General features: G+C 68.1%; 20 protein-coding genes. 19 read left to right on the top strand and 1 reads right to left on the bottom strand.

Translation table 11 applies throughout. The features are described 5' to 3' along the window. Positions 1–49 precede the first annotated feature (49 nt). Genes VGP60_RS24615 through VGP60_RS24635 form a run of 5 tightly spaced genes read left to right on the top strand, consistent with a single transcriptional unit; the run spans position 50 to position 5,366 of the window. On the top strand, positions 50–1,396 hold the full coding sequence (locus tag VGP60_RS24615; protein WP_327550443.1) for an FAD-dependent oxidoreductase: 1,347 nt from the start codon (positions 50–52) through the stop codon (positions 1,394–1,396). A gap of 47 nt (positions 1,397–1,443) precedes the next feature. Continuing rightward, positions 1,444–2,634, top strand: coding sequence for a thiolase family protein (locus tag VGP60_RS24620; RefSeq protein ID WP_327550444.1), 1,191 nt, complete (start codon positions 1,444–1,446; stop codon positions 2,632–2,634). A gap of 12 nt (positions 2,635–2,646) precedes the next feature. Next, positions 2,647–3,414 (top strand): SDR family NAD(P)-dependent oxidoreductase, encoded by a 768-nt coding sequence (locus tag VGP60_RS24625; protein WP_327550445.1) that lies wholly within the window; start codon positions 2,647–2,649, stop codon positions 3,412–3,414. After that, positions 3,411–4,178 (top strand): crotonase/enoyl-CoA hydratase family protein, encoded by a 768-nt coding sequence (locus VGP60_RS24630; RefSeq protein ID WP_327550446.1) that lies wholly within the window; start codon positions 3,411–3,413, stop codon positions 4,176–4,178. Before VGP60_RS24625 ends, VGP60_RS24630 begins: the two co-directional genes overlap by 4 nt. Before the next feature lie 30 nt (positions 4,179–4,208). Beyond that, positions 4,209–5,366, top strand: coding sequence for an acyl-CoA dehydrogenase family protein (locus VGP60_RS24635; RefSeq protein ID WP_327550447.1), 1,158 nt, complete (start codon positions 4,209–4,211; stop codon positions 5,364–5,366). Positions 5,367–5,433: 67 nt separating this feature from the next. Here the strand turns inward: VGP60_RS24635 and VGP60_RS24640 are convergent, their stop codons facing one another. Then, positions 5,434–5,946, bottom strand: a complete 513-nt coding sequence (locus VGP60_RS24640; RefSeq protein ID WP_327550448.1) for a hypothetical protein — start codon at positions 5,944–5,946, stop codon at positions 5,434–5,436. 280 nt (positions 5,947–6,226) lie between these two features. On the opposite strand from VGP60_RS24640, the gene VGP60_RS24645 reads away from it, so the two are divergent. The 14 genes from VGP60_RS24645 to VGP60_RS24710 all read left to right on the top strand — a co-directional run bounded on the left by VGP60_RS24645 (position 6,227) and on the right by VGP60_RS24710 (position 21,177). After that, positions 6,227–7,123 carry an MlaE family ABC transporter permease gene (locus VGP60_RS24645; RefSeq protein WP_327550449.1) on the top strand — a complete coding sequence of 299 codons (897 nt, stop codon included), beginning with the start codon at positions 6,227–6,229 and terminating at the stop codon, positions 7,121–7,123. A 12-nt stretch (positions 7,124–7,135) separates the two neighbouring features. Further along, the gene (locus tag VGP60_RS24650) at positions 7,136–7,972 is read left to right on the top strand and encodes an ABC transporter permease (protein WP_327550450.1); all 837 of its coding nucleotides are present in this window, start codon (positions 7,136–7,138) and stop codon (positions 7,970–7,972) included. Between the two features lie 100 nt (positions 7,973–8,072). Beyond that, the gene (locus VGP60_RS24655; RefSeq protein ID WP_327550474.1) at positions 8,073–8,846 is read left to right on the top strand and encodes an ABC transporter ATP-binding protein; all 774 of its coding nucleotides are present in this window, start codon (positions 8,073–8,075) and stop codon (positions 8,844–8,846) included. 3 nt (positions 8,847–8,849) lie between these two features. Further along, complete coding sequence (locus VGP60_RS24660) at positions 8,850–10,088, top strand: MlaD family protein (RefSeq protein WP_327550451.1); 1,239 nt, start codon at positions 8,850–8,852, stop codon at positions 10,086–10,088. Next, positions 10,085–11,506, top strand: a complete 1,422-nt coding sequence (locus tag VGP60_RS24665) for an MlaD family protein (RefSeq protein WP_327550452.1) — start codon at positions 10,085–10,087, stop codon at positions 11,504–11,506. Before VGP60_RS24660 ends, VGP60_RS24665 begins: the two co-directional genes overlap by 4 nt. Next, positions 11,506–12,777 (top strand): MlaD family protein, encoded by a 1,272-nt coding sequence (locus VGP60_RS24670; RefSeq protein ID WP_327550453.1) that lies wholly within the window; start codon positions 11,506–11,508, stop codon positions 12,775–12,777. The genes VGP60_RS24665 and VGP60_RS24670 overlap by 1 nt, the downstream gene beginning before the upstream one ends. After that, the gene (locus VGP60_RS24675) at positions 12,774–14,090 is read left to right on the top strand and encodes an MlaD family protein (protein WP_327550454.1); all 1,317 of its coding nucleotides are present in this window, start codon (positions 12,774–12,776) and stop codon (positions 14,088–14,090) included. Before VGP60_RS24670 ends, VGP60_RS24675 begins: the two co-directional genes overlap by 4 nt. After that, positions 14,087–15,376: an MlaD family protein gene (locus VGP60_RS24680; RefSeq protein ID WP_327550455.1), complete on the top strand. Its 1,290-nt coding sequence runs from the start codon at positions 14,087–14,089 to the stop codon at positions 15,374–15,376. Before VGP60_RS24675 ends, VGP60_RS24680 begins: the two co-directional genes overlap by 4 nt. Further along, a complete protein-coding gene (locus VGP60_RS24685; protein ID WP_327550456.1) occupies positions 15,373–16,680 on the top strand; it encodes an MlaD family protein in 1,308 nt (435 codons plus the stop codon). The genes VGP60_RS24680 and VGP60_RS24685 overlap by 4 nt, the downstream gene beginning before the upstream one ends. Positions 16,681–16,687: 7 nt before the next feature. Beyond that, on the top strand, positions 16,688–19,042 hold the full coding sequence (locus VGP60_RS24690; protein WP_327550457.1) for an RND transporter: 2,355 nt from the start codon (positions 16,688–16,690) through the stop codon (positions 19,040–19,042). Beyond that, entirely contained in the window at positions 19,039–20,106 is a 1,068-nt protein-coding gene (locus VGP60_RS24695) for a peptidylprolyl isomerase (RefSeq protein WP_327550458.1), read from the top strand. The genes VGP60_RS24690 and VGP60_RS24695 overlap by 4 nt, the downstream gene beginning before the upstream one ends. Beyond that, positions 20,103–20,309, top strand: coding sequence for a hypothetical protein (locus VGP60_RS24700; RefSeq protein ID WP_327550459.1), 207 nt, complete (start codon positions 20,103–20,105; stop codon positions 20,307–20,309). Before VGP60_RS24695 ends, VGP60_RS24700 begins: the two co-directional genes overlap by 4 nt. Positions 20,310–20,337: 28 nt before the next feature. Beyond that, positions 20,338–20,505: a hypothetical protein gene (locus VGP60_RS24705; protein WP_327550460.1), complete on the top strand. Its 168-nt coding sequence runs from the start codon at positions 20,338–20,340 to the stop codon at positions 20,503–20,505. A gap of 30 nt (positions 20,506–20,535) precedes the next feature. After that, positions 20,536–21,177 carry a sigma-70 family RNA polymerase sigma factor gene (locus VGP60_RS24710; RefSeq protein WP_327550461.1) on the top strand — a complete coding sequence of 214 codons (642 nt, stop codon included), beginning with the start codon at positions 20,536–20,538 and terminating at the stop codon, positions 21,175–21,177. The last annotated feature ends 184 nt before the right edge of the window (positions 21,178–21,361 follow it).

Consider the following 21,361-nt stretch of genomic DNA (forward strand, 5'->3'; position numbering starts at 1 on the left):
CGGCGGACAGTCGCCACGAACCCACAGATGCCGATCAGAGGAGGCCAGGTTGTCCGACCAAGCGCGGGTAGTGGTGATCGGCGCCGGTCCCTCGGGTCTCTACACCGCCGATGAACTGAGGAAGCTTGGGCACGAAGTGGACATCATCGATCGCTTGGCCTGTCCCTACGGCTTGCTGCGCTACGGGGTGGCGCCCGACCACCTCAAGATGAAGTCCCTCGAGACCACCCTCCGCAAGATCCTGGAACGGCCGACAGTCCGCTTCCTCGGCGGGATCCGGCTCGGCGACGCGATCACGGTGCCCGAACTCGCGGAACACTACGACGCGATCGTCTATGCCACGGGCGCCTCGGTCGACCGGAAGCTGGGAATCCCGGGTGAAGATCTCCCCGGCAGCTTCTCCGCGACCGAGTTCGTCAGCTGGTACTGCGGTCATCCCGACTCGCAGGTCGACAAGTTCACCCTCGACGCGAACTCCGCCGTCGTCGTGGGGAACGGCAACGTGGCCATCGACGTGGTGCGCGTGCTGGCGAAGGACTCCGAGGAACTGCGTGCCACCGACATGTCCGACCACGTCCTCGACGTCCTCGACCACAGTGCGGTCACCGACGTGCACCTGGTCGGGCGGCGCGGCCCAGCGCAGGCGAAGTTCACCACCAAGGAACTACGGGAGCTCGGCGAACTGGCGAACGCGGACATCGTCGTGGATCCGGCCGAACTCGAACTCGACGACATCGGCCGGAAGGCCGTCGCCGAGGACGCGACGCTGGAACGCAACTACGGCATCCTGCGGGAATGGTCGGAGCGCCCACCGGAGGGCCGCTCACGCCGGGTCCATCTCCGCTTCCTGCTTTCGCCGCGCAGGGTGATCGGGGCCGACGGCGTCACCGCCGTCGAGCTGGAGCGCAACGCCCCGGACGGTGCGGGCGGCGTTCGCGGAACGGGGGAGACGACGACGATCCACGCCCAACTCCTGCTGCGCTCGATCGGCTACCGGGGCCTGCCGTTGCCGGGTGTCCCCTTCGACGAGCAGACCGGCACGATCCCCCACGAGCGGGGCCGTGTCCGGCGCGACGGGTCGGTCTCGGACCGCGAATACGTCGTCGGCTGGATCAAGCGAGGACCGTCCGGGGTGATCGGCACCAACAAGCTGGACGCGAAGGAGACCGTCGGCGAGATGGCCGAGCACTTGGACCGCGCGGCCGGTCGGCGCGATCGCGAACCGAAGGACCTGCGCGACCTGCTCGCCGCGCGTGACGTTTCCGTGGTCACCTGGGAGGGCTGGCAAGCGATCGACGCAGCCGAGCGGGCGCTCGGCGAACGCGCCGGCCGTGCCCGGATCAAGATCGCCGATCCCCGGCACCTGCTCGCCGCGGCCGGTCTGGTGCTGCGATGACCCGAGACCCGGCACTCACGACGTCCGCACACAGAGGAGACCCGAGGATGACCCGGAGCGCAGTGATCGTGGATGCCGTCCGCTCACCCATGGCCAAGGGCCGCGCCGCCCAGGAGGGGCGCCCAGGCGGTGCCCTGTCTTCCGTGCATCCGGTCGAGCTGCTCGGTCAGGTGCTCGGACAGCTCGTCGAGCGCACCGGCATCGATCCCGGCTCGGTGGAGGACGTCATCACCGGGTGTGTCAGCCAGGTGGGTGAGCAGACCGGCACAGTCGGCCGCTGGGCCTGGCTCGCGGCCGGGTTGCCCGAGCACGTGCCGTCGACCTCGGTGAACCGCGCCTGTGGGTCCAGCCAGCAGGCGGCGGACTTCGCCGCACAGGGCGTCATCGCGGGCGCCTACGACATCGTCATCGCGTCCGGGATCGAGTCGATGAGCCGGATCCCGATGCTCAGCGCCCGGATCGGGATGGATCCCTACGGCCCGTCGGTGGCCGAGCGGTATGCGCCTGGGCTCGTCCCGCAGGGCGTGTCCGCGGAGCTCGTCGCGACCAGGTGGAAGCTCGGCCGCGACGAGCTCGACGAGTATTCGGCCCGTTCGCACGCCAGGGCATATGCCGCGGACCTCACGCCTGAGATCGTCCCGATCACCACACCCGACGGCACGGTGGTCGACGCCGACGAGACGATCCGGCAGGGTACGACAGTCGAGGGACTCGGGCAGCTGCGGCCGGTGTTCCACAGCGACGAACTCGCCCGCCGCTTCCCGGAGCTGTCCTGGCATATCACCGCCGGCAACTCGTCCCAGCTCACCGACGGCGCGGCGGCGGTCCTGATCATGAGTGAAGAACGGGCCTACGCCCTGGGGTTGCGGCCGCGGGCCCGGTTCCACTCGTTCGCGGTCGCCTCGGACGATCCGATCACGATGCTGACCGGGCCGATCCCGGCAACCGAGAAGGTTCTCGTGCGCAGCGGCCTGTCGATCGGGGACCTCGACCACTACGAGGTCAACGAGGCGTTCGCGCCGGTGCCGCTGGCCTGGCAGGCGCACTTCGCCGCGGACCCGCGGAAGCTGAATCCGCGTGGCGGTGCGATCGCGCTCGGGCATCCGCTCGGCGCGTCCGGCCTGCGGCTGATGACCACCATGCTGCACGGCCTGGAAAGCACCGGCGGCCGGTACGGCCTGCAGACGATGTGCGAGGCAGGCGGAATGGCCAACGCCACCATCATCGAGCGGCTGTAGGAAGGAACAGGAATGGATGTCAACGGGGTCTCCGCTCTGGTCACCGGAGGCGCATCGGGATTGGGGCTGGCGACGGTACGACGGCTGGTGGCGGCGGGCGCCGCGTCGGTCGTGATCGTGGACCTGTCCACATCGGACGGTGACACGGTGGCGAAGGAACTGGGCGAGCAGGTCCATTTCGTCAGCGCGGACGTGCGCAACGAGGACGAGATCAACGCCGCTCTCGACGTCGCCGGGAAACAAGGACCGTTACGGGTCGTCGTGCACTGCGCCGGCCGCGGCGGACCGGTACGACTGGTCAACCGCGACGGCACGCCGGGCTCGCTGGAGACCTACACCGAGATCATCGGGATCAACCTGATCGGCACGTTCAACGTGCTGCGACTGTCCGCCGCGCGCATGGCCGCCAACAAGCCGCTCGACGGCGACCGCGGTGTCTGCATCCTCACCGCGTCGGTCGCCGCGTTCGAAGGGCAGATCGGCCAGATCCCTTATGCGTCTTCGAAAGCGGGCATCGTGGGCATGACGATCGTCGCCGCCCGCGATTTAGCGAGCAAAAAGATCCGTGTCACCACGATCGCCCCCGGCACCTTCGACACCCCGCTGCTGTCCAGGCTGTCCGACGAGGTCCGCGCCTCCCTGGCCGCATCGGTCCCGCACCCCAGCAGGTTGGGTGAAGCGGACGAGTACGCGAAACTCGCACTGGCCATTGTGGACAACGGAATGCTCAACGGCGAGACCATCCGCCTTGATGGCGCCATTCGGATGGCGCCGCGGTGAGCGCGCTGGTGCGTTTCGAAGTGATGGACGGCGTCGCGACCATCACCCTCGACCGGCCCGAAGTCCGCAACGCCGTCGACCTGGCGACCGCGAAGGCGATCGCCGCCGCACTCGACGAGTTCGACGCTCGCGACGACGTGTTGGCTGGAGTTTTCGCGGCCAACGGCCCGGTGTTCAGCGCGGGGATGGATCTCAAGGCGTTTGCCGCGACCGGCGAACGTCCTGTCGTGCCTGATCGGGGCGCGTTCGGCATCGTCGAACGTCCACCGGTCAAGCCGCTGATCGCCGCGGTGGAAGGGCGCGCCCTCGGTGGCGGATTCGAGATCGCTTTGGCTTGTGACCTCATCGTCGCTTCGCGGAGCGCGTTGTTCGGCCTCCCCGAGGTGAAGCGTGGCCTGGTGGCCGCCGCGGGCGGGGTCCTGCGGCTGCCCAGCCGAATACCGCGCAACGTCGCGATGGAACTCGTCCTGACGGGCAATCCGATCGACGCCACGACAGCGCATCGCTGGGGTCTGGTCAACCACGTCGTCAGCGACGGGCGAGCGGTCGACGAAGCCCGGGTTCTGGCCGCGCGGATCGCGGTCAACGCGCCGCTGGCCGTGCGGACGGCCAAGTTCCTGATCGACGCGGGCGCGCATTGGCCCGCAGACGAAGCCTTCGCCCGGCAAGAGTCGCATGTGGACGTGTGCCGGAAGTCGGCGGACGCCGCCGAAGGCGCACGGGCCTTCGCGGAGAAGCGAGCGCCGGCGTGGACCGGCACCTGACCCCGTGGCACTAGTGATGAGGAGTACAGCGTGATCGACCTGACCGACGAGCAGCGGGACTTGAAAAACCTCGCCGCCAAGCTCGCCGCCGACCTCTACGCCCCGCACACCCAGGAGTGGGACCGGGAGCGGACACCGTTCCCGGTCGCGGAGCGCCGACGGCTCGGCGAACTGGGCCTGCTCGGCCTGACCTTGCCGGAGGAGTACGGCGGAGGTGGCCGCCCGCTGCTCGACGCCCTGATCGTTCAGGAGGAGTTCGCGAAGGTCTCCCCATTGGCCGCGTGGCCGGTGTTCGAGGCCTCGGCCGGGCCCGCACGGGTCATCCACCTGTTCGGCACCGAGGAGCAGCGCAAGCGTTACCTGCCCCGGGTCATCAGCGGGGAGATCATCATCGCGATCACGATCTCCGAGCCCGACGCGGGCTCCGCGGCCACGGACGTCACGACCACCGCGCGCATCGAAGGCGACGAGGTCGTGATCAATGGGGCGAAGCGCTGGTGCTCCGGAGCCGGTCACGCCGAGAAGTACCTTGTCTACGTCCGGCTCGGGTCCGAGCCCGGTGGCAAGGGCATGGGGGCCGTGCTCGTCGATCGCGAGGCGGCCGGGCTGACCTTCGGCCCGCAGGAACAGCTGATGGGGCACCGCGGAGTCGGGTCGGCGGACATGTACTTCGCCGATGTGCGGGTGCCGATCGACGACCTCGTCATCCCCAAGGGCGGGTTCGGCAAGCTGTTCACCGCGTTCTCGATCGAGCGGCTCGGCAACTCGACGATGTCTCTCGCGATCGGTCAGGCGGCGCTCGACCGGACCGCTCGCTACGTCCAGGAGCGCAAGCAGTTCGGCAAGGACATCGCCGACTTCCAACTGGTGCAGGGGGCGCTGGCGGACATGGTGGTGCAGGTCGAAGCGGCGCGTCTGCTGGTGTACCGGGCCGCCAAGAACGCCGGGACCGGGGCGCCGGTGGCCATCGAGGCGTCGATCGCGAAGTGCTTCTCCAATGAGATGGCGAAAAAGGTTTCCGACCTCGCCATTCAGCTGCACGGCGGGTACGGCTACTCGAGCGAGTACGACGTCGAGCGGATGCACCGCGACGCACACGGCTGGGCGATCGCGGGCGGCACGCCGAGTATCCAGCGGATCCGCATCGCCTCGGAGTATCTCGGAAGGCGCTTCGACCAGCGCGCTTGAGGAAGGACTCGTGAGTGTTGCGGCTGGCCGACGCCAGAGCCGGGCTGAACACTCACGAGTCCTTTCACTACACCGGCACTACGTTGCCGTTCAGCGTCCGGCCGGCGACGCTGGCCTCACAGACCGTGCAGGGGGTGAAACCTTCCTCGACGGCTTCGTCGCGGGTCAATTCGTCGAACGGATGCGCGGCGAGTACCCGGCAGCCCGGCGTGTGGAACCGTCGACGTCCCTTGACAACCCTGACAAGCTCGTCCATTTCGGACACGGACTCCTCGGCTGCGACGACTACCGGTTCCCGTTCCGGGTCCACTTCGGATGCAGGCTCGTCACGGTCGTCGACGTCGTCCGCTGTCTCACCGACTGCGGTTTCCATCAGGTCGCCGGCTTCGTCAGGTTGGTCGACGTCGTCGTCGACCTGGTGTTTCCTGGCGAGCCGTCGCTTGTGCACGCCCTTGCCGACGGTTAGTGCCAGGCCGAGCAGACACAACGCCAGTGCAAGCCAGGCCGGCCAGACCTGACGGGTGACCAGGCTAGCGGCCAGCGAGCCCGCGGCGGCCAGCACCAGTACGAGAATGACCATGGTTCTCCCTCTCGGCCTGCTCTTGAGCAGGACCGGTCGAGCGGCTCCTCCGCGCGCATCGGGTGCCACGCGTTCGGTGTGTGACCCAGATTGCAGTGTCCGCGGTGAACAACCAACCTCGCGTTGCATCGTGCGGAACATCGAGTTGTGTCGGCCATCCGGCGGAGCGCATTGTGCTCCAGCCGACATTGACGTGGCATCCCGGGGATCGGTATCCGGGCCCGTCACGTCGCGGAATACGCACCTTCTGTGCGCTCCCGAGCCGACCGTGAGGATGCCGATGAACGATCCAGTGGCCCGTAACGGGGCGGATCCTGACGAGCCGCCCGGCAGGCCGGGTGCGACCGCGACCCTGCCGCCCTTGCGATCAAAGCCCGCGCTCGTCGTCAGTCACGTGCCCGGCCCCGTTTTCGGGCCGCTCGCCGAGGCCGGCGCGATGGTGCAGCTCCTCGGCCGCGTGTGCTGGAGTGCCCTCCGGCACCCCACCGGCTACTGGCGCGCGGTGAAGGACGAGGTCTACAACGTCCTGCGGCTGTGCTGGTTCCCGCTGATCCTTTCGGCGTTCACGTTCTGTCTGCTGTTCGCGATCCTCGCACTGACGTTCCTGATCCTGATCGGCGCGAGCAACCGTTACGGGCAGTACTTCCTTATTTTCAACCTGCGCGCGTTTTCCCCGTGGATCAACGCGATGGTGGTCGCGGGTGTCGTCGGCGCCGCGATGACGGCCGACCTCGGCGCCCGCAAGATCCGTGAGGAGCTCGACGCGTTCATGGTGCTGGGCATCGACCCGGTCCGCGAGCTGGTTCTCCCGCGCATCATCACCGCGGCCGTCATGACCTGCCTGCTGAATCTGGTGTCCGTGGTGGTCGGAATCGTCGCCGGCCTGGTCGGGGTCGTCTACTTCGGACAGGTGGCGCCGGCGATCTACTTCAGCACCCTGTTCTCGAACCTCACGACCATCGAACTCGGATACGCCCTTCTCAAGAGCGCGTTGTTCGGCGTGGCGATCGGGGTCATCTGCTCGTACAAGGGAATCACCTCGCGGGGCGGCGCGATCGGCGTCGGGCGCGCGGTCAACCAGGCCGTGGTGCTGTCCTTCGCCGTCATCTTCATCATCGACTTCTTCTTCACCGCGACGATGCTCGGCTGGGCGCCGAGCCTCAACACCGCTCGATAGGGGACAAGCCAGATGAGTACGAGCACGGACATTGTGCATCCGGTGCGGCGACGGGCGCCTGTCCCGGGCCGGTCCGCTTTCCGGTCTGCGCTCACCAACGCCGGTGACATGGTCGACTTCGTCCTGAAGACGTTCGGGTCGCTCGGCAAGGTGCGGCTGTACTTCTCCGAAGTCCTTCGCCAGGCCGGGATCCTCGTCCTGTCCAGCGGCCTGGTGGTCTGGTTCATGCAGATCACCCTGTTCGCCGTGGTCTCCATCAACGTTCACTACCTGACCACCCAGTTCGGTGTGCGCAGCTACGTCGGGAGCGTCAACGTGCTCGTCGGCTTGCGCGGCACGGCGCCGGAGATGTGGGGCTGGATCCTGGCGGCGAAGGTCGGCTGCGGCCTGGTGGCCGAGATCGGGTCGATGCGGATCAACGAGGAGATAGACGCCATGCAGGTGATGGGCGTCCGCCCACGGCCCTACCTGGTCGGCACCCGGCTGGTGGCCGCGTGGATCGCGATGCCGTTCCTGTATCTGGTCGGGCTCGGCCTTGGCTATCTCTCGGCATGGATCGTCATCGTCGACGTGATGGGTACCGCGTCCGCCGGCGGTTACGGTCACACATTCTGGGCGTTCCAAAGCCCGCTCGATCTCTTCTTCTCCCTGGTCTGGGCCATGGTGCTCGGCACCATCATCGTGCTGGTCTCCTGCTACTACGGATACACCGCCAAGGGCGGCCCCGTCGGGGTCGGGAAGAACACCGCCAAATCCATGATCGTGAACATGATCCTGATCAGCGTGATCGGCATGATGTTCGAGCAGTTCTTCTGGGGTGGATTCCCCAATTCGCCTATCGCCAACTAGCGCCGCCGAGCTCCCCCGAAACCCGCACTCCCAGAAGAGGTTTTGAATCGTGAATCCGCTGACGCAGGTTTCCGAAGCACCCACCGAGGTCTTTCCCCAGGTGTACGCCCAGGGAGCGGCCGAGCATTCGATCGAGGTCCGCGACCTGCACAAGTCGTTCGGCGACTTCGACGTCCTGCGCGGCCTGAACCTGAACTTCGTGGACAACGCCATCACGACAGTGCTCGGCCCGTCCGGCACAGGTAAGAGCGTGCTGCTCAAGCACATCGTCGGTCTGTTGGAACCCGACCGCGGCGAAGTATCGGTCTTCGGCCGCGACATCTGGGCACTGTCCGAGGACGAACGTTACGTGCTACGGCGTCGTTTCGGGGTGTTGTTCCAGGACGGTGCGCTGTTCGGTTCGATGAACGTCTACGACAATGTCGCGTTTCCCCTCCGCAAGCACACGGACAAGTCGGAGGCGGAGATCCGCGACATCGTGATGCTGCGCCTGAGTGAGGTCGGCCTGGAAAAGGCGGCGTTCAAGGAGCCGGGTTCACTCTCCGGCGGTATGCGCAAGCGCGCCGGTTTCGCCCGCGCGCTCGTGATGAACCCCGACATCGTGATGTTCGACGAGCCCGACTCCGGGCTGGACCCGGTGCGCACGAGCCTGCTCAACGACCTCATCCTGCAGATGCACGCCGAACACGGCGGCACCTACATCCTGGTCACCCACAACATCCCGACCGCCCGCTCGGTCAGCGACTACGTCGCCGCCGTCTGGCAGGGCAAACTCGTCCACTATGGACCGACGGAGGAGGCGTTCGAGTCCGAAGACCAGTTCGTCCGGCAATTCCTCGCCGGCGCGTCCGCCGGTCCGCTGGGAATGGACTGACCCATGGGACGCAAGAGAATTCTGATCGCAGGGGCGATCGCGGTGGTGGCCGTCGCGGCGGCGCTGTACGTGTTCGTCCCGTCGGGCGGTACGGGCTACCGGCTCAAACTGGTGATGCCCGAGGCCGCCGGAATCGTTGAGGGCCTCCCGGTCCGGATCAACAATGTCGGTGTCGGTGAGGTCACCGGGCTGACGACGCAGGACGGGAAGGCGGTCGTCGACGTTCGGATCGACGACGGTACCGCCCCGCTGCACACGGGCACCAAACCGGTCATCACCTACCGGGCGCTCGTCGGTGAGAGCTACCTGCAGCTGGCGCCTGGGCCGAAGACGAACCCGGCGCTGCCGAGCGGCAGCGTGGTCGCGACGGATTGGTCCCAGGTCCAGGTCGAGGACGTGCTCGAAGCGCTCGACCCACCCACTCGTGACCGTCTCAAATCCCTGCTCGCCCAGACGAGTTCGACCCTGAGCGGGCGCGAGCAGGACCTGCAGTCGACCCTGAACACAGCCGGCCCCACCGTGCAAGCTCTCGGTCAGGTGCTTGCCGCGGTCGGGCAGGACGGACCTTCGATCCGTGAGCTTGTCACGAAGCTGTCCCAGATGACGTCCGCGGTGGCAGCACGGCGTACTGACCTGTCGTCGGCGGTGTCGGAGTTGTCGGGTATCACGCAGGATGTTGCTGCACAACAGAAGAAGCTTACCGAGGCGCTCGGTGAGCTACCGTCGACGTTGCAGGCGGCGCATTCGAACCTCGACAAGGTCGGTGGCGCGGTGGACGCGGCCGGCCCGCTGCTGAAGGATCTCAAGCCGGTTTCGGAGAAGCTCCCGTCGGTGGCGGGCAATCTCAGTCCGCTGCTGGCCGACCTGCGACCTGCGGTCGCCGAGCTCGTGCCCACCCTCAAGTCCGCGGACACCCTTCTGCACCAGACGCCCGGTCTGCTGGACAGCGCACACGCTGTGCTGCCCGGCACCACCCAAGCGCTCAACGGGCTCGCTCCCGCGCTGGACTTCCTGCGTCCTTATACCCCCGACCTGGTCGGCTGGCTCAGCAACTGGGCTGGGGTCTTCGGCGGATTCAACTCGCAGGGGCACTACGGGCATCTTCTGCTGACGGTCTCGGCGACCGGTTTCCACAACAACCCCGGCGTCAAACCGCCGTTCCTGAACTTCGACCCCAACACCGCACCCGGCAGCGCCGCCGGGCAGCCGTGGACCGACGCCAACAGGGAGCCGATCCGATGAGGACACGTGGAAGGAAGTGGCTGCCGTGGACGGCCGCCGCGGTGGTCGCCGTCGCGGCCGGGGCGTTCGTGGTTTCGGACCAGGCCAGCAGCAGGGAAGGCGTCGTGTCTGCCTACTTCGCCGACGCCGACTCGCTGATCCCCGGCAACACCGTGCGGGCGAACGGGGTCGAGGTCGGGACGGTCGCCGGCGTGGCACTGGATAATGGCCGGGCGCGGGTCGACATGCGGCTCGACCCGAAGTTGTTGCCGCTGCGCGCGGACGCCAGCGCCAAGATCCGCCCGGTGAGCCTGCTGGGGGAGCGCTTCATCAGCATCGACAGCGGCTCACCGACGGCGCCGGTGATGCCCGCGCCGCAGGCCATCCCGATCGAACGCACCAGTGCCTCGGTCGGGCTCGACGATGTCCTCAACACCCTGGACACCCCGACGTCCACCGCGCTGGGCGCGTTGCTCGCGACGATGGGGGAGGGTACGCAGGGTAACGGCGCGAACATTGCCGGGGCCATCAAGGCCCTCGGCCCGGCGATGAGCCAGACCGGCGAGCTGGCTAGCGTGCTCAACCAGCAGAACGCGCTGCTGGCCAAGCTGATCGACCAGGCCGCACCGGTCGCCTCCTCGGTCGCCGCCGACGACGGGAGCACCGTCGACCAGCTCGTGCAGGTCGCCGACCAGACGCTCGGCACGGTGGCGGACCACCGCCAGCAGCTCGACTCGGCTCTCGCGCAGCTCCCGAAGACGCTGCGGGACACCCGCGAGACGCTGCAGGAGCTGAGCGGCGTCGCCGACGCGACCACCCCGGCGCTCAACTCCGCGAAACCGGTCACGGACAACCTGAGCGCGATCAGCGACGAGCTGGCGGCCTTCACCGCAGCCGGCGGCCCGGCGCTGAGCTCGCTGCAGCCGGTCCTCGACCACGCGAACCAGCTATTGGACCAAGCCGGCCCCGTGGTGGCCGATCTCCGGGCCGGGAGTGGAGACCTGCGCGGAGTCGCGGCCGGTGCCCGGCCGCTGGGCACGACCGCCGTCGACAACCTGGACAACCTGCTGAAGTTTGTTACCGGCTGGGCGATGGCGACGGCGGGCTACGACGCGATCGGCCATTTCTTCCGTGCTTCGGTGCCGATCGATTCCAACACGATCAAGAAGATCGCACCCGATCTGGTTCCGCCGGAACTGCTCGGCAGCCTGTCGCCCGAACGCTCGACCCCGAGCACACCGCAGCAACAGGCCCAGGAGCAGGCGACCGCACCGCCGCCATTACCGGGGTTGCCCTCGGTGCCGTCGTTGGGACTACCGGTACTGCCGCTACCGGGCAACACCGCGGCACCGGCCGCGCCCAATGACCCCGGGAGCGCGACCGGGCTCACCCAGTCTCAAGAGGGCCTGCTACAGAGCCTGCTCTTCGGGGGGCTCTGATGAGTACCCCGGTTTCGACGGTCCAAGGCCGATCGTTCCTGGTCGGTGTCGCGTTGCTCGCCGTCGTCGCGTTAGCGGCCTACGTGGCTCTGACAGCCAAGGGCGGCCCGCCGCTCACGCAGCACATCCAGGTCAAAGCCGCGTTCAGCGACGTCGGACAGCTCAGCACGGGCGACGATGTCCGGCAGAACAGCGTCCGCATCGGACAGGTCGGCGCGATCGACTACTCCAACGCGGAGGCGATCGTCACAATGGACCTGGAGAGCAACGAGACGGTCTACGCCGACGCCAAGGCCGCGATGTGGGACCAGTCCGCGCTCGGGCAGAAGTTCGTCGAGCTCGACCGGGGCACACCGGCCGCCGGGCCGCTCGGCGACCGCGTGGTCCCGCGTGCGCAGACAGCCTCGGCCATGGACATCGACCAGCTGCTCGACGTCCTTGACCCGCAGACCCGCGCCGCCACCGGTTCCGCGGTGCGCGAGCTGGGCACCGGCGTCGCCGGGCACAGCAAGGACCTGCACGCCTTCCTCACCGCGGCGCCCGGCTTGCTCGGCGACGTCGGGACCGTGTCGGGATCCCTGGCATCGGACAAGGCCAACCTGCCCGGTCTGCTCGGCAACGCCCAGCGGCTCACGGGGCAACTGGCCGGACGCACCGACCAGCTCAAGGAGCTGCTGAAGAACATGACGAGCACCTTGGACGCTGTCAACGTCGATGGGGGCACGCCGCTGCGTGACGTCGTCGTCGCCCTGCCCGACACGTTGACCAGCGTCCGCGCGGTGCACGACTCGCTGAAGCAGCCGCTTGCCGATACTCAGTCCGCGATGGCGAAGCTGGGACCAGGCGCGAAGTCACTGGGCTCGGCAACACCCGACCTGCGCGGAGTCCTCCGTGAGGGCATCGACCCCCTGCACAAGATCCCGGGCGTGGCCGGTTCGGCCGATCCGGCGGTCACCGGCCTCACCAAGACGTTCAGCGACGCGCGGCCACTGATACCGCGGCTGGACAAGGCCCTCGCCGACCTGCACCCGTTCCTCACCGCGCTCGCGCCGTACTCGGTCGACATCCCCGGTTTGGCCGACGGCGGGGCCGGGTTCACCAACGACAGCGTCTACGACTCCCAGGGCACGGTGTTCGGCGCCGTCCGCATCCTCCCGGTCATCGCGCCCGGGTCCGTGCTCGGCCTCTTTCCCCAGGGCTACAACCCGTACCCGGCGCCCGGTACCGCCGTGAACGACGGAGCCCGCAACCCGAACGGAGGAGGCCGGTGACCCGCACGATGACCGGCGCCGCGCGAACGTCTCGCAGGCACTTCAGACTCGGCCTGGTCCTGTTCGCGGTGATCGCCCTCGCCGCGGTGGTGGTGCTCGACAAGTCTTCCCTGGCAACGTTCTTCACCCCCGGCGAGACCATCACCGCGCAATTCCCGCGCAACCTCGAACTCCAGGTCGGCGGTAGCGACGTCAAGATCGCCGGCACCCGCGTCGGCACCGTCAGCAGTGTCGAGACCACCACGGACTCGATCACGGTCGTGTCGATGAAGGTCGACAACGGCACGCGGGCGAAGCTCGGCACCGACCCTGGCGGGGCGATCCGTCCGGTGACCGTCCTCGGCGGGCGGTACTACATCGCGCTGTCGCCAGGAGGTGGCGGCGGGGAGTACCGCGGCGACCTCATCCCGTTGGCGCGCACCACCGCTCCGGTCGAGCTCCCGGAGGTGTTCTCCGCGCTGCAGCCCTCCGCCAGGCAGGGCCTGCGGAAGACCGTGGGCGACCTCGACGGCGCCCTCAGCGCCGGCGGCTCCGACGCCCTGCGCTCGTTGCTGCAGGACGCGCCAGGAACCCTCAGCCCAACCGGCGACGTGCTGAAGTCCGCGCTGGGCAACAACCCCGGCGCTGACCTGCCGCAGCTCGTCGGGAACCTCGACCAGCTGGCGAACGTCTTGACTCGCCAGGACGGCCAGCTCGCCTCCGTCCTGGAGAAACTGCACGGGACTACCTCGGCGATCAACGCGGGCAGCAAGCAACTCGGTGCCGCTGTCGCCGACCTGCCCGAAACGTTGCGTGCCAGCCGGGCCGGGATGACCGATCTCGGGGGAACGCTCGACAAGCTCAAGGCCGTGTCCCCTGGCGCGCGTCCCGGTGTCCAGTCGCTGAACGAGGCGCTGGACCACCTCGACCCGGCTCTCGCCGCGGCCCGGCCCGTTGTCGCCGATCTCCGGCCGCTGCTGGCGGAAGCACGGCCGCTGGTCGACGAGCTCGTGCCGACCAGCCAGCTTGCCACCAGCGTGCTCGACGATGTGCGAGGCCCGGCGCTCGACCGGCTCAACGGCCCGATCATCGCCCAGCTCAACACCCAGTGGCGAGGCACCGGTCCATTCGCCGGCGGTGGTGCCAACGGCCACACCGTCTACCAGGAACTCGGGATCCTCGCCGCCCGCTTCGACAACCTGTCGAAGCACTACGACCAGAACGGCGCGTTCGCGAACCTGCAGGCGGGGGTCGGCACCAACACGCTCGCCGGCATCCCCGGCCTGGACCGTTTCCTGCTCGACCTCACCAAGATCGGGGGTGCTCCGAAATGAGCGGCGCCAAGAAAGGGCGTTTCCGGCGCACCTGGCAGCGCATGCGGACCGTTCCAGGGCTCGGCCGTGACGTGGTCGCGGTCGGTGTGGTGGTGCTCCTCGGCCTCATTGCCACCGGGATCATCGTCAAGCAGCAGGTCGGGCGGCTGCCATGGGACTCCGGCCAGATCACCGTCAAGGCCGAGTTCAGCGACGCCGTCGCGGTCAACCCGACCAAGAGCCAGCAGGTGCGGATCGCCGGTGTCCCGGTGGGCTTGATCACCGGGGCCGAGGCGACCGGCCGCGGCACGTCGATCATTTCGATGGACATCGACAAGGGCAACGTCGTCTACGACAACGCCCACGCCCGGCTGCGCCCGGTGAACCCCCTGAACGAGATGTACGTCGACCTCGATCCCGGTGGTCCCCCGGCGAAACCGCTCGCCGGGGGCACGCCGATCCCGCTCTCGCAGACAGATCGGCCCACCCAGGTGGACGAGATCCTGTCGCACCTCGACACCCGCACGCAGAACGCGCTCACAAACCTCCTCGCCGAATCGAACGTCGCGTTCAACGGCGCCGCGAAGAACCTCCCCGCCGGACTCCAAGCGACCGACGAAACGCTGAAGAACCTCCAGCCGGTGGTCACCGCGCTGCAGGCTCGCCGTGACAAGATCCAGACCCTCGTCACCAGCCTGTCGCAGATCTCCACCGCGGTCGGCAACAACGACGAACGGCTGTCGCACCTGGTCGACTCGACCGAACAGACCCTGGGTGTGCTGTCCCAGCAGCAGGGCCCGCTCGCCGACGCGGTCAAGCAGCTTCCCGGCGTCACCGACGATCTGCGCGCGGCGATGGAGAAGACTTCGGGCCTGACCAAGGACCTGAATCCCTTGCTGGACAACGTGAAATCCGCGTCTGCGAAGCTTCCGGGCTCGCTCAAGAGCTTGAGCGACTTCGCCGACCAGGTCAAGGACACAGTGCCGAAAGTGTCGCCGGTCGTGGAGAAGGCGCGGCCCCTCGTCGCGAACTTCCGTCCGGTCGTGTCCGACCTGCAAGGGGCACTCATCGATCTACAGCCGGTGACGCAGCGGCTCGATGTGGCGACCGGCAAGCTGGTCCAGCAGCTGCAGGGCGTCTCGGCGTTCGTCTACAACACCAGTTCCCTCACCGCCGCGAGCGATGTCAACGGGACGATGGTGCGAGGCCAGCTCGAGTTCAATCTGATGCGGCCGTTCGGCGTCGAACCCCAGGGTTGCGCACCGCTGCCCAACTACCTGCCCTGTCTTCCCGGAGGTCTGCGGTGAGCGCAACATCGTCGCGCAGGACGAACACGATCCGGCTCGCCACCGTGATCACCTTCCTGACCGCCTGTGCCGGCTTCGTCGGCTACCTCTGGACGCAGGCCGGTGGCTCCCTTCCCGGGATCACCTCTGACCAGGCGTACACCGTGTCGGCCAATGTCGACGACGTGGACAACCTGGTGCCCTACACCGATGTCAACGTCGCCGGGATCAGCCTCGGCAAGGTCACCGAGCTCACCCCGGTTGGCAAGACCGTGCGGATCACCCTGCGGCTGGACCCCTCGATCGTGCCGCTGCACGAGGGCACGACCGTGCAGGTCAGCGAGAAGTCACTGGTAGGCCAGCCGGTCGTGCGTGTGGTCGACGGCCAGGGACCGGAGATCCCGTCCGGGACACAGCTCCCCGCGTCCGCGGTCAAACCCAGCGTTCAGCTCCACGACGTTCTCGCCGGCCTGGACCCGAAGACCAAGGACGCGCTCGGCTCGACGCTGCGCTCGCTCGGCGCCGGCACCCAGGGCACCAGCGTCAACGTCTCACAGGTCATGGACGGCCTGGGCAAACTCGGCAGCAATGGGCACACCGCGCTCGACGCGATCGCCGCGCAGTCCCAGGACCTCCAGGAGTTCGCCCGCCAGCTCAGCACCGTTCTCGACTCGTTGAACTCCGGCCAAGGCGACCTCGGGCGGCTCGTCGATGCGGGCAACCAGCTGGCGAGCGCGACCGCGGGGCAGCACGACGCGCTCGCGAACAGCATGAAAGAGCTCCCCGGCACGCTGACCAGCGTCCGGACGGCGACCGGCAAGCTGCGCGAGCTCTCCGGTTCGCTGGCCCCGATCGCGGCGAACCTCAACACGGCCGCGCCCGCACTGACCGACGCGCTGAACCAGCTTCCGTCGGCCACCAAGGACCTGCGGGCGATGCTGCCGTCGCTCAACGGCGTTCTCGACGGCGCTCCCGCGACCCTCAACCGTGTTCCCACCCTGGTCGGCGATGCCGGCGCGCTCATCCCGCAACTGCGCGAACGGTTGCGGGACCTGAACCCGATGGCGGCCTACCTGTCACCGTACGGGCGGGACATCGGTGCGTTCCTGGCGAACTTCCGAGCCTCGTTCGCGCACAAGACCACCGACGGAAAGAACGTTCTCGCGCTGTTCGCCGTCGCGAACGAGGAAAGCGTCCGGGGCAATCCGGTGAACCTGGGCGGCGGTCTCACCGTCGGTACGAACGCCTATCCGGCGCCCGGCCAGCAGGCGACCCGCACGCCGTTCTCCGGAAACTACCCGCGCCTCGTGAAGGACCCGGGGTGAACTGACGATGCGAAACTTCGTGCGGTCCGTGACAGTGCCGCTTCGCCGACCGGCTCGGTTCCTGAAGCGACTGGTCACCCGGCCGCGATCGGTTCGACGGCCGAGCGGGCGCCAGGTCGTCGCCGCGGTACTGGCGCTCGGGTGCCTCGGCGCGATCGGCGGCGGCCTGCTTCGCCTCCAGCTCGACACGACCGTGTCGTCGCTGCTGCCCCAGGGCGACCCCGTGATGCAGGCGATCGACGACAAGGCGCGGGGCTTCGGCGGCGACCCGATCGTCGTGGTGCTGGAGACAGACCAGCCGCGGCGGTTGCTCATCGACAACGGGCAGCTGCCCCGCCTGGTGGGCTTGGAGGGACAGCTGTCGCGCCTGCCGGACGCCGCGGTCGTCTACGGTCCCGGGACAGTGCTCAACCAGATCGCGGGCGGGGCGAAGGACGTACTCGCGGCCATCGGCGGGCGACGCCAGGTCGTCGCTCAACTCGCCGAGCAACAGGCTCGCGATCAGCACAAGACAGCCGCCGAAGCGACCGCGGCGGGGGAGAAGGCGCTGCGGGACTTCGACGTCCGATATGGACAGTTCATCGCGCGCGGCCTGCCCGCCGGCCTGCCGACGCTCTACAACCCGGCCTTCGTGCAGACGGCGATCTTCGACGGCCCTGGCGCCCCCAAGCCGCAGTGGCGGTTCGTCGTGCCGTCGCAGAATTCGGTGGCCATCCTGGTGCGCCCCCGCGAAGGACTCGACGAGAACGGCGCCCGCGCGCTGACCGATGGCGTCCGCTCGGCGGTCTCCGCGGCCGGGCTGGTGACCAGCCGGGTCACTATCAGCGGCGTCCCGGTCGTCGCCACCGCGCTCGCCGACGAGATCTGGTCCGAGCTGCCGCTGCTCGTCGGTCTCGCGCTTGTCGGCTGTTCTCTGGTCCTGCTGACGATCCCGCGGTACGGCAGTCGGCGCGCCAGGCTCTGGCCACTGGCCGTGATGGCGTCCGCGGCGGCGATCACGCTCGCGGTGTTCGGCTGGCTCGGCGTGCCGATCTCGCTCGGTGTGCTCGCGTTGCTGCCGATCCTGCTCGGTGTCGGCAGCGACTTCCCGCTCTACCTGGCCCAGGGCGCGCACCGGCATCGAGTAGTGGTCTCCGGTCTCGCCAGTGCGGGCGCGGCCGCGTGCCTGTGCCTTTGTCCACTCCCGATCGTGCGGCAGCTGGGGCTCGCGCTGGCCGGCGGGATCCTGCTCGTCATCGCGCTGGGCCTTGTGCTCGGCCCGTGGGCACCCGGGCCGCACACGGGGCCGGCTGACCCGCTCAGCCCGGCATGGACGCGCCCGCGCCGATCCGTTGCCGCACTCCTGCTGCTTGTCACTGCCGTAGTCGCGGGTGCCGGCTGGACCTTGCTGCCGCGGATCGGCATCGACGCGGACCCGCAGCGGCTCGCCGCGGGGCTCTCGGCGATCGACGACGCCACTCACGTCCAGGAGGTGCTCGGCTCGTCGTCCGAGCTGAACGTGGTCGTCAGCGGTCAGAACCTGCTGAGCCCGCAGGCCCTGACCTGGATGCAGCAGACCAGCAGCGCCATGGTTACCGGCTTCGGCGACCGCGTCCAGCCGGTCATCAGCCCCGCGGACCTCCTGCGCTTCCTCGGCGCCGACCCGACGCCCGCGCAGGTCTCGGCCGCGATGGATCTGGTGCCGCGCTACCTGACGTCCTCGGTGATCCGTTCGGACCGCACTGAGGCGTTGATGGTGTTCGGCATGCGTGTCGACGACGTCGTCGCGCAGCGCTCGGTGCTCGACGAGATCAGGTCGGCTCTGCCGAAGCCTCCGGCCGGGCTCAAGGCCGATGTCGTCGGAGTGCCGGTCGTGACCGCCCGCGCGTACGACGTCGTCGCCGACAGCCGGTTACTCGCCACACTGAGCGGGATTGTCGCCGCGGGCGCCGTGCTGCTCATCGGCCTGCGCCGGCGCTCGGACGCCTGGCGCGCGGTGCTCGCCGGAGCGCTGGCCACCGGCTGGGGGCTGGCGCTGCTCTGGGCGGCCGGAGGAACGCTGACCCCGCTCACAGTGACGCTGGGAGCCCTCACCACCGCCGTCGGATGCGAGTTCTTCGTCCTGCTCGCCGAGGCCCGCCGGACCAGAAGCCGCGCGCTCTTGTGGGGCGTCGCGACAGCGTGCGCCAACTCCACGGTCGGCTACCTCGTTCTCACCGCCTCAGGCCTGACCGTGCTCCGTGACTTCGGCCTGCTCCTTGCCGTCTCCGTTGTCCTGTCCTACCTGGCCGCCCTGCTCATTGTCTGGCTGCTTCCCCCACGAGTGCGGGAGACGGTCCCTGGCGTTTCCACTCCTACCAAGAACGAGGAGGTAAGGGTATGAAGATCGCTCCCTACCGCGACGCGGCTGTCCGGCTGGCGACGAGGTTCCTGTCGCTGCCTCCGGCCGGCTCGTGGTCACAGCGGATCAGCGTCGCCGCCCTGGCGGTGTTGGCGGCCGGCTCGACGGCGAACATCGTCATCGACAGGGTTACCGCTTTGCCGTCCGACGCGGTCTACCGGACGAGCGGCGAGGTGATGACCACCAAGGTGTTCGATAACCGCCTCCACTTGCTGAGTGCGATGTACGGCGTACAGGTTCCCCAGGACCAGACAGCGAAGGACAAGTTCAACCGCGACGCGGCGAAAGCCATCGCCGTGACCGACTTGGTCGACGCGGCCGCGAAGGAACGCAACGTCGCCGTCGCCGACAAGGCCGCGCAAGACCAGCTCGACACTGTGATCCAGCAGAGCCCCGGCGGCCGCGACGCCTTCGTGTCCCAGCTCGGGACCCTGGGGCTCTCCCAGGGGGACGTGCTCGCCGAGGTCAAGCGGACGATCGCGAGCTCGCAGCTCTTCGACCAGATCACCGGCAAAGTGCCCGCCACGACCGACCAGGAAATCCAGCAGTACTACGGCACCCACACGGCCGACATGGCGATGCCGGAGGCACGGCACATCCGTAACGTCGTCGTCGCTGACCAGGCCGCGGCCCAGGACGTCTTCAAACAGGCCAAGGCGGGCGCCGACCTCGGGCAGCTGGCCACCCAGAAGTCACTCGACCAGAGCACCAGGGACAAGGGCGGCGACCTCGGCTCGGTGTCCGCCGTGCAGCTGGAGTCCGGCTACGCGTCTGCCGCGTTCGGCGTCCCGCAGGGCGGTCTGTTCGGACCCGTGCAGACGCAGTTCGGCTGGAATGTCGGGCAGGTCCTCGAGATCACCCCGGCCGAACCGAGAACGCTGGCCGAGGTGCACGACCAGCTCAAGTCCGAGATGCAGCTTTCCGCCAAGCTGGGTGTGTGGCGCTCGTGGCTGACCGACCGGATCAAGGGCGCCGCGGTCGAATACGCCGACAACTATCGTCCGGCGGACCCGGATTCCCCGCCGGCCGATCTGACCCCGCGATGAACCCCGTCATCGCGGTGGTCATCGCGGCGGCCCTGCTGGGGATAGGCCTGTGGGGCAGACGGCGCGCGGCCGACTTGGTGCCGGCCGCGGTCGACCCCGACACGCGCGTCCAGCGAGTTCGCAGCCTGCGTCGAGGCGCCACGGTCTGCCTGGCTTTCGCCGCGGTCTTCGTGGCGGGCGCCGTCATCGTGGTGATCCGGTAAGAGACGAGGCAGGGGAGCGGGGACACCCATGACCCTGCTCCTCCTCGCGGTCGGGCTCAGTCTCGTACTGGCCCAGCACTCCTGGTCCTCAGGAGCAGTGTTCGTGTTCGTGCTTCTGCTCACCGTCCCAGGCGTGGTCGTCGATGTACTCGTGTTCTTCACCAGCAACGGCAAGGACGACGAACCGGACGAATGAGCTCAGCACGACAACGGAGTGGAGGCACAGATGACCATCGCCATCGAGGCTTGCCCGAGAGCGGCATTCGTTCCAGCGCAGCGGGCGACGGACGGTATGTCCACAGAGGATGTGTGGTGCCTGGTCGATCGTGCGCGCCAAGGCGACCAGTTCGCTTTCTCGATGTTGTACGAGCAACACTTCGATTCGGTGTTCGGCTACGTGCTGGTGCGCACCAAGGACAGGAGTCTCACCGAGGAGATCACGAGTGAAACCTTCCTCAAGGCATTCCGGCGGCTCGACTCACTGAGCTACCACGGCACCTCGTTCCGGGCTTGGGTGATGACCATCGCCAGAAATCTCGTCATCGACGACGCCAAGTCGGCCCGCCGACGCTACGAAGTCTTCTTGCCCGAAGGCTTCGACGCGCCTTCGGACACCGCCGACCCGGCCGCGCAACTCTGCGCACGTGCCGAGGCGGCTGCGATTCGTGACTGCATGCAGTGGCTCACCCCCGACCAGCGGGAGTGCCTCCACTTGCGCTTCTTCGAGCACTTGCCGGTCGAGGAGGTGGCACGGATCATGCGGCGACGAGACGTGGCCGTCCGCGTGCTGCAGATGCGTGCGGTCCGCCGCCTTCGTGATCTCTACTGCGCGGATTCGGGCGGCTCCAAACGGCTGGCACGCCAGTGATCAACGCCAACGTTGATTGCTCTGTCGGTCATGCGCTGACCCGCGGATTAAAGTCAGGAGTTTTGGATTGGAGTGTATGGACACGGGTTTATGTCGCGATCTGACTGATGTTTCTGTATCCTAGCTCGTATTCTCGTGTCGTCGAGTGTCATGGTGTGTCGGGCAATGTTTCGGCAACGGAGCC

The organism is Amycolatopsis sp., assembly GCF_036008905.1.
Lineage (GTDB): Bacteria > Actinomycetota > Actinomycetes > Mycobacteriales > Pseudonocardiaceae > Amycolatopsis.